At 71.9% G+C, this 8887-nt stretch carries 8 protein-coding genes and 1 pseudogene; 6 read left to right on the forward strand and 3 right to left on the reverse strand.

The window, feature by feature from the left end:
• Positions 1–422, reverse strand: a pseudogene (locus tag E1298_RS39920) (hypothetical protein); the annotation flags it as partial.
• Positions 419–964: a SigE family RNA polymerase sigma factor gene (locus E1298_RS39925; RefSeq protein ID WP_243726112.1), complete on the reverse strand. Its 546-nt coding sequence runs from the start codon at positions 962–964 to the stop codon at positions 419–421. The gene E1298_RS39925 and the pseudogene E1298_RS39920, both read right to left, overlap by 4 nt.
• 334 nt (positions 965–1298) lie before the next feature.
• Here E1298_RS39925 and E1298_RS39930 point away from each other — a divergent pair, with 334 nt between their 5' ends.
• The 4 genes from E1298_RS39930 (at position 1299) to E1298_RS39945 (ending at position 4658) form a co-directional block, all read left to right on the forward strand.
• On the forward strand, positions 1299–1643 hold the full coding sequence (locus E1298_RS39930) for a histidine triad nucleotide-binding protein (protein ID WP_131902585.1): 345 nt from the start codon (positions 1299–1301) through the stop codon (positions 1641–1643).
• 187 nt (positions 1644–1830) lie between these two features.
• Complete coding sequence (locus E1298_RS39935) at positions 1831–2895, forward strand: PhoH family protein (RefSeq protein WP_131902586.1); 1065 nt, start codon at positions 1831–1833, stop codon at positions 2893–2895.
• Positions 2896–3372, forward strand: coding sequence for an rRNA maturation RNase YbeY (ybeY, locus tag E1298_RS39940; protein WP_131902587.1), 477 nt, complete (start codon positions 2896–2898; stop codon positions 3370–3372). It begins immediately after the preceding gene.
• Complete coding sequence (locus E1298_RS39945; RefSeq protein WP_131902588.1) at positions 3372–4658, forward strand: hemolysin family protein; 1287 nt, start codon at positions 3372–3374, stop codon at positions 4656–4658. Before ybeY ends, E1298_RS39945 begins: the two co-directional genes overlap by 1 nt.
• Before the next feature lie 407 nt (positions 4659–5065).
• Here the strand turns inward: E1298_RS39945 and E1298_RS39950 are convergent, their stop codons facing one another.
• Positions 5066–5404, reverse strand: a complete 339-nt coding sequence (locus tag E1298_RS39950) for a cytidine deaminase (protein ID WP_243726113.1) — start codon at positions 5402–5404, stop codon at positions 5066–5068.
• Positions 5405–5868: 464 nt separating this feature from the next.
• Between E1298_RS39950 and E1298_RS39955 the strand changes: the two genes are divergently transcribed.
• A complete protein-coding gene (locus tag E1298_RS39955) occupies positions 5869–8001 on the forward strand; it encodes an MMPL family transporter (RefSeq protein ID WP_131902589.1) in 2133 nt (710 codons plus the stop codon).
• A gap of 59 nt (positions 8002–8060) precedes the next feature.
• The coding region (locus E1298_RS39960; RefSeq protein WP_131902590.1) for an AfsR/SARP family transcriptional regulator at positions 8061–8887 on the forward strand (827 nt) is incomplete at its 3' end.

An 8887-nucleotide genomic window follows, 5' to 3' on the forward strand; every position in this document is an offset into this window, starting at 1 on the left:
GTGGTGCTCGGGGACCCGGACGCGCCGGCGCCCGGGGACGACGGGTCGCCCGGGGGGATCGGGCGGCCCTGCGCGTCGGTGCGGTCACCGTCGGCGTCGCCGTTGCCGTCGCCGGACGCGCCGTTGGCGCCCACCGAGTGCTGGATGAGGTCGATCGTCTGCGGTGCGGTCACGCCGATCCCGGCGATCGCCACGGCGGCGGCGACGGCGAGCACGGGACGCGCCCAGGCCATCGTGAAACGGTCGGACCCGAGCCAGGTGGGCGCGAACCGCTCCAGGACGAACCGGCGGCGGCCTCCGCCATCGGTGATGCGGGCCCGGATGCGCTCCAGGCCATCGTCAGCGGGGGTGACCGAGTCAGCCTCCGCCTGCAGGGCGCGGCGGAGGATCTCGCCGTGCTCGTCATGGGGGCCGGTGGTCATGAGAACTGCTCCAGGACGTTGCGTAGCGCGGTCATGCCGCGCGCCGTATGGCTCTTGACGGCGCCGCGGGAGATCCCCATCGTGTTGGCGATCTCTGCCTCGGACAGATCGGCGTAGTAGCGCAGCACCAGCGCCTCCCGCTGCCGGGCGGGGAGGCCGGAGAGCGCGTCGATCACGGCGGAGCGCTCCAGTTCGCCGATGGCGCCCGCTTCGGCGCTCGGCGCGTCGGGAAGGCCCTTGGGGGCGTACTTCTCGACGACGGCGCGGTGCCGCAGCACCGATCGCGACCGGTTGACCACCGACTGGCGCAGGTAGGACAGGGCCTTGTCGGGATCGCGAAGGCGCCGCCAGCCGCCGTGCATCGCCACGAACGCGTCCTGGACGACCTCTTCGGCCGTCCCCGCGTCCCGGACGAGCATGGCGGCAAGGCGCACCAGCGAGCGGTAGTTGGCGCTGTACAGCGCCGTCACCGCCTGGTCGGCATCCCAGGCGACGGCAACAGCGGCCGTCGCCGTGCCCCTGGCCACGAGGGTCTCGGTCACGTCAGTGGGACGCGCACCCTCGTCGTCCGGTTTACGAAAGGGCATCTCTTGGTCTGCCTCGGTCACCTATCCGCCGCCTTTGCCGTCCCCCGGCCGCCCAATCGGATGGTCGCCCTCGCAACGGCATGGAACCGGCGCCCCGTCCGGCCGAGGCGTGCCGCGATGCCTGCGAACCGGGGGGTACGCCTGAGTTGACAACCTTAGCCAGTGGCCGGTCGAAATGCGGCTCGACAGCCGGAGATCGATCAGCGCGACCCTACCGAGTCCGGGGCGTCGCGGGCCATGCCCCGGAGCGGTCCCGGTAAGATTCCGGGCGGCCCCGGTGAGGAGACAGATGACCGACTGCCTGTTCTGCAAGATCGTTTCGAGGGACGTGCCCGCCGAGATCGTCCGCGAGGGCGAGCGTGTCGTGGCGTTCCGCGACATCAACCCGCAGGCGCCCACGCACGTGCTGGTCATCCCGAAGGATCACCACCCGACGGTCGCCGAGCTCGCCGACGCCGACGCCGGGCTCCTCGGCGAGGTGCTGGGCGAGGCCCACCGGGTCGCCGAGGACGAGGGCGTCGCCGACGGCGGTTACCGCGTCGTGTTCAACACGGGCGCCCAGGCCGGCCAGACCGTGTTCCACGTCCACGCGCACATCCTCGGGGGCCGTGGCCTGAACTGGCCGCCCGGCTGACGCCCCGCGCGCCCGTCCGCCGGACGATCTCCCGAGCCCCGGGCCCGCCGAATCGGGGGCGCCGCGGCGTAGGCGCGAGCAGAAATGCGGCGGCGTTCCAGGGCGGGTGCCCAGTACCATGGAGGCAGCACACCTGGACACCCGGAGCAGACAGAAGGCAGGTCTGAGAGGCCGCAAGGCCCGGCTGATGGTCGAATCAACTCACGCGACGCGCGACGGCCGCACAGGCCGGCGCTCCCAGATCAAGATCGTGGTGCCGGACGACCATTCGATGGTGAGCCTGCTCGGCTCCCGTGACGAGCTCCTCCACGCGATCGAGCGCGCGTTCGGCAGCGACATCGACATCCACGTCCGCGGCAACGAGATCACCGTGACCGGGCCCGACGGCGAGACCGAGCTGGTCTCCCGCCTGTTCACCGAGATGGTCGACCTGCTCAAGGGCGGCACGCAGCTCACGCCCGACGCGGTCGAGCGCAGCCTGGCGATGCTGCGCGGTGAGAGCGGCGAGAGCCCGGCCGAGGTCTTCACCCTGGACGTGCTGTCCAGCCGCGGCCGCACGATCCGCCCGAAGACGCTGAACCAGCGCCGCTACGTCGACTCGATCGACAAGCACACGATCGTGTTCGGGATCGGCCCCGCCGGCACCGGCAAGACGTACCTGGCGATGGCCAAGGCCGTCCGCGCCCTGCAAGACAAAAAGGTCAACCGGATCATCCTGACCCGGCCCGCGGTCGAGGCGGGGGAGCGGCTCGGCTTCCTGCCGGGAACGCTCTACGAGAAGATCGACCCCTACCTGCGGCCGCTGTACGACGCGCTGCACGACATGGTCGACCCCGACTCGATCCCCCGCCTGATGGCCGCCGGCACCATCGAGGTCGCCCCCCTGGCCTACATGCGCGGCAGGACGCTGAACGACTCGTTCATCATCCTGGACGAGGCGCAGAACACCTCCCCCGAGCAGATGAAGATGTTCCTCACCCGGCTCGGGTTCGGCTCGAAGGTCGTGGTGACCGGCGACGTCACGCAGGTCGACCTGCCCAACGGGCAGCTGAGCGGCCTGCGCGTCGTCCAGGACATCCTGGACGGCGTCGAGGACATCCACTTCTGCCGGCTGAACAGCCACGACGTCGTCCGCCACCGGCTGGTGACCGACATCGTGGACGCCTACAACCGCTACGACGAGGCCCGGGTGCCGGAGATCAAGCAGGGAGCGGCGGGCCGCGGCGGCGGGTCCCGCAAGCGGGGGCGCTAGATGAGCATCGAGGTGGTGAACGAGTCGGGCGCGCCGGTGGCCGAGAAGGCCCTCGCCGACCTCGCCCGCCACGTGCTGGACGGCCTGCGCGTGCATCCGCTGGCGGAGCTGTCGGTGCTGCTTGTGGACGAGGCCGCGATGACCGAACTGCACGAGAAGTGGATGGACGAGCCCGGACCGACCGACGTGCTGTCCTTCCCCATGGACGAGCTCCGTCCCGGCCACATGTCGGGCGGCGCCGACGAGGACGGCGACGCCGACCCCGGGCTGCTCGGCGACGTCGTCCTGTGCCCGGCGGTGGCCGAGCGGCAGGCGCGCGAGGCCGGGCACTCCACCGAGGACGAGCTGGAACTGCTGTGCGCGCACGGCATCCTGCACCTCCTCGGCTACGACCACGCCGAGCCGGAGGAGCACAAGGAGATGTTCGGCCTCCAGGCCGAGCTGCTCACCTCCTGGCAGGAGAAACGCGGCCGCTGATGAGCACCGCGCAGGGGTGGCTGTCCGCCCTGGCGGTGGGCCTGGTCTTCATGGCGGGCCTGCTGGCCGGCACCGAGACGGCGCTCGCCCGGGTGTCGCGGGTGACGGTGGAGGAGATCGTCCGCGACGGCCGGCGCGGCGCCCGCCGGCTGGCTGAGGTCGTCGCCGACCCGGCCCGCTACGTCAACATGGTGCTGCTGCTGCGCATCGGCTGCGAGCTGGTCGCGACGGTGATCGTGGCCGACCTGTGCATCTCCTGGCTGGACGAGACCTGGCGCGCCTACGTGGTCGCCGCCGCCATCATGATCGTGGTCAGCTACGTCGCGATCGGAGTCGGCCCCCGCACGCTCGGCATCCAGCACGCCGACCGGATCGCCCTGGCGGGCGCCGCCGTGATCCACCCGGTCACACGGGTGTTCGGCCCGCTGCCCCGCCTGCTGATCCTGCTCGGCAACGCCCTGACGCCCGGCAAGGGATTCCGCGAGGGCCCGTTCGCGTCCGAGGCGGAGCTGCGCGACCTGGTCGACCTAGCCGAGCAACGCAGCCTGATCGAGCCGGACGAGCGGCAGATGATCCACTCGGTGTTCGAGCTGGGCGACACGCTCGTCCGCGAGGTGATGGTGCCGCGCACCGACATCGTGTTCATCGAGCGCGGCAAGACCCTGCGGCAGGCGATGAGCCTCGCGCTGCGCAGCGGCTTCTCCCGCATCCCCGTCGTCGGCGAGAACGAGGACGACGTCGTCGGCATCGCCTACCTCAAGGACGTCGTCCGCCGCAGCCACGAGCACCGCGAGGGCGAGTCGGTGGAGACGGTCGACTCGGTGATGCGCCCCGCCACCTACGTACCCGACAGCAAGCCGATCGACGAGCTGCTGCGGGAGATGCAGGCCCGGCAGATCCACCTCGCCGTCGTCATCGACGAGTACGGCGGCACCGCCGGCCTGGTCACCATCGAGGACATCCTGGAAGAGATCGTCGGCGAGATCACCGACGAGTACGACGTCGAAACCCCGCCGGTCACCTGGCTCCCAGACGGCGCCGCCCGGGTCACCGCCCGCCTACCGGTAGAGGACCTCGCCGAACTGTTCGACGCCGACATCGACGCCGAAGAGGTCGAGACCGTAGGCGGCCTCCTAGCCCACGCCCTAGGCCGCGTCCCCATCGAAGGCTCCACGGCCCGCGTAGGCTCCGCAGACAACGGCGACGGCCCCATCCTCTCCCTGAAAGCCGAGACCATAGCCGGCCGCCGCAACCGAGTAGGCACAGTCCTAGTAAGGCGTGTTTGATTGCAGTGCCCTCGGCGTCAGGCGCTAGAGCGCCTTCCTTCAACGGGCACTGCGGCGATCGCTGTGTTTATTGCATTGCCCTTGGCGTCGGGCCTTGGGGGCCCTCCTTCGGCGGGCAATGCGGCGATCGCTGCATCGCTCCGTCTCGCCTAGCGGCTCGCTGCGCGATCAGTTGCTCGCAGGCTCGCAACTGGCTTCGCACGCGATCGCAACGCTCTGCTTATTGCAGTGCCCTTGGCGTCAGGCGCTAGAGCGCCTTCCTTCGGCGGGCACTGCGGCGATCGCTGCATCGCTCCGACTCGCCCAGGGGCTCGCTGCGCGATCAGGTTCTCGCACGCTCGAACCTGGCTTCGCACGCGATCGCAACGTTGAGGTCGTCGCGTGGTTGGGCTTGGCGGGGCGGGAGGTTAGTCGGTCAGGGTGGTGCGGAGGGTGCCGTCGGGGGCGGCGACCAGGATCTGGGCCTTGGGGCCGAGGTCGCGGACGGCGGTGATGTCGGACGGGTCGGGGGTTTCGGCGGGGGTGACCACGGCGGCGGCCTCCAGGTCTTCGGCGCCGCTGGACACCGCCATCGCGACGGCCACCTTGAGGGCCGAGAGCTTCAGGGACGGCAGGTCCACGCTCGTGGCCGTGTAGGTGCGGCCGGTCTCGTCCCGGACCGCGGCGCCCTCGGCGGCGCCCGCGCGGGCCCTGGACGACCTCGCCAGGGTGATGATCTTCGCGTCCTCGGCGTTCAACTCGCTCACGTCCCCCAGCGTAGAGGGTGCCCGTCGCAAGTCGGCGCCAAGTGGGTCGCAAGGGGACCGCAATGAGCTTGTTGTTGCCTTAAGTGTCGACAACCCGAAACGTTGCGATCGCGTGCGAAGCCAGGTTCGAGCCTGCGAGAACCTGATCGCGCAGCGAGCCCCTGGGCGAGTCGGAGCGATGCAGCGATCGCCGCATTGCCCGTTGAAGGAGGGCCCCCAGGGCCCGACGCCGAGGGCAGTGCAATAAGTACAGCAAGGGGACCGCAATGAGCTTGTTGTTGGCTTAAGTGTCGACAACCCGAAACGTTGCGATCGCGTGCGAAGCCAGGTTCGAGCTTGCGAGAACCTGATCGCGCAGCGAGCCGCTAGGCGAGTCGAAGCGATGCCAGCGATCGCCGCATTGCCCGTTGAAGGAAGGCGCTCTGGCGCCTGACGCCGAGGGCAATGCAATAAAAGGAGAACTGATGTCTCGTTTGCTTTACCGCTTGGGGAGGGCCGCGGCGCTGCGGCCCTGGCGGTTCGTCATTGTGTGGCTGGTGCTCGTCGGCGTCGTGGCCGGGGTCGCCGGGGTCGCCGGCGGGTCCCTGCACGACAACTACACCCTGTCGGGGAGCGGTTCGCAGAAGGCGACCGATCTGTTGAAGGAGCGGTTCCCTGCATTGTCGGGCGCGGATGCCCGGGTGGTCGTGCATGCGAAGTCGGGCAAGGTCGATCAGGCGGCGCTGGCGTCCGCGAGTGGTGAGCTGCGCAGGCTTCCGCATGTCAGCGAGGTGGCGCCGCCGCAGCCGAGCCGGGACGGGGCGACCGCGCTGATCACCGTGCGGTACTCGGTGCCGGTGACCGACCTGGCGCCCAAGCCGACGCTCGACAAGCTTCGGGGTGCCACGGAGAGCCTCGACGAGGCCGGCTACCAGGTGGAGTTCGGCGGGCAGGTGCCCGAGAACGTGACGGCGCCCGGTGGGGTCGCCGAGGCCGTTGGGATCGTGGCGGCCCTGGTGATCCTGTTCCTGGCGTTCGGGTCGATCGTGGCGGCGGGGCTGCCGCTGGTGGTGGCGCTGGCCGGGCTCGGGGTCGGGGTGTCGGGGATCACGCTGCTGGCGGCGTTCACGAATGTGGCGACGACCGCGCCGACGCTGGCGATGATGGTCGGGCTCGGCGTGGGGATCGACTACGCGCTGTTCATCCTCACGCGGCACCGCGAGGGGCTGGCGGCGGGCCTGGGCGTCCCGGAGGCGGCGGGGCGCGCCATCGCGACCGCCGGCCAGTCGGTGATCTTCGCCGGGTTCACGGTGCTGCTGGCGCTGTGCGGGCTGGTGCTGTCCCGGATCCCGGTCTTCATGACGATGGGGTTCGCCACCGGGCTGGTCGTGGCGGCGACGGTGCTGAGCGCGGTCACCCTGCTGCCCGCGGTGCTGGGGCTCGCGGGCGCCCGGGTGCTGCGCCGCCGCGACCGGGCGCCCGGCGCGACGATCTCGGCGGAGTCGCCGCGGGTCCGGCGCTGGGCCGAGCACGTCGGGCGGCGCCCGTGGCCGTGGCTGCTCGCCGGGCTCGTTCTGATGCTCACGCTGGCCGCTCCGGCCGCCGGCATGCGGACGTGGCCGAGCGACGCCAGCAGCGAGCCGACGTCCAACACCGTCCGGCAGGCTTACGACCTGCTCGCCGAGGGGTACGGAGACGGCGCCAACGGGCCGCTGCTGGTCGCCGTCGACCTCAAGAAGGTGGATCAGGGCGCGCTGGCGGGCCTGAGCGGCCGCCTGGCGCGCATCGACGGCGTCGCGGCCGTCGCACCGCCGCAGATGTCCCCGGACCGCAGCGCCGCGGTGATCCTCGTCACGCCGAAGTACGGGCCGCAGGACAAGGAGGTGACCGGGCTGGTCGACCGGATCCGCGCGGACGCGCTCCCGCCGGGCACGGAGGTGACCGGGCTGACCGCCGTGTACGTGGACCTGTCGCGGGTGCTGTCCGACCGGCTCTGGCCCGTGATCGGCGTCGTCGTGGCCACCTCGTTCATCATGCTGATGATCGTCTTCCGGTCGGTGCTGGCGCCGCTCAAGGCCGCGGTGATGAACCTGCTGTCGATCGGCGCCGCGTACGGGGTGCTGACGGCGGTGTTCCAGTGGGGGTGGGGCGCGACGCTGCTCGGGCTCCCGCACAGCGTGCCGGTGTCCAGCTTCATCCTGCTGCTGATGTTCGCGGTGCTGTTCGGGGTGTCGATGGACTACGAGGTCTTCCTGCTCTCGCGGGTCCGGGAGGAGTGGCAGCTGAGCGGCGACGCGCGCGGCTCGGTCTCCACCGGGCTCGCCGCGACCGGCCGGGTGATCACCAGCGCGGCGCTGATCATGGTCGCGGTGTTCCTGGGCTTCGCCATGGACCCCGGCCTGATCATCAAGCAGATGGGGGTGGGCCTGGCGGTCGCGGTGGCGCTGGACGCGACGGTCGTCCGGCTGGTGCTGGTGCCCGCCGTGATGAGCCTGCTCGGACGGGCGAACTGGTGGCTGCCGGGGCCGCTCGACCGCGTCCTGCCGGACATCGACCTGCACGGCGGCACCGAGCCCGCCGGGGAGGCCGGCCGGGAGCCGCAGCCCAGCCACGCATGATCACCTGCTAGCGGGGTCGGCACCGCGGCCGTCATGTCCCGGTTTAGGCTGGTCGGGACATGACGACTGCGGTACGCGTGCTGGGCGCCTTCGGCGCGGCGGTGGACGGGGCACCGGTCGACCTCGGCGGTCCCCGCCGGCGCTCGGTGCTCGCGCGCCTCGTCGCCGCGCACGGGCGGATGGTCCCGGCGGAACGGCTCGTCGAGGAGCTGTGGGCGGGCACGGCCCCGCCGCGCGCCGCGGCGGGGCTCCAGTCGTTCGTGTCCCACCTGCGGCGGGCGCTCGAACCGGGCCGTCCGCCCCGCACCCCGGCCCAGGTGCTGGTGACCGAGGCGCCCGGGTACGCCCTGCGGCTGCCGGGCGGGGACGTGGACGCCTGGCGGTTCGACGCGCTGATCGACGAGGCCGCCGCGCTGCTGGACGCGGGCGACCCGTCCGGTGCCCGCCGCCGCGCCGAGGCCGCGCTCGCCGAGTGGCGGGGGCCCGCCTACGCCGAGTTCGCCGACCTGCCCTGGGCCGCCGCCGAGGCCGCCCGCCTGGACGAGCGCCGCCGCCTCGCGGTCGAGCGCCGCGCCGACGCCATGCTGAGGCTCGGGGCCGCCGCCGGGGCCGTCCCGGACCTGGAGACCCACGCCGCCGCCAACCCGCTGCGGGAGGAGGCGTGGCGCCTGCTGGCGCTGGCCCTGTACCGGACGGGCCGCCAGGGCGACGCTCTGGCGGCCCTCCGCCGCGCCCGCACGGTCCTGACCGAGGAGCTCGGCGTGGACCCGGGCCCCGCCCTCCGGCGGCTTGAGGTCGGCATCCTCGCCCAGTCACCGGACCTGGCCCACCCCGAGCCACCCGCGGGAACGCGCCCGATCCTGCGGCTCGCCCCCGAACCCCTTTC

Origin of the sequence: Actinomadura rubrisoli, from assembly GCF_004349215.1 — a bacterium.
In the GTDB taxonomy this organism is placed as follows: Bacteria; Actinomycetota; Actinomycetes; order Streptosporangiales; family Streptosporangiaceae; genus Spirillospora; species Spirillospora rubrisoli.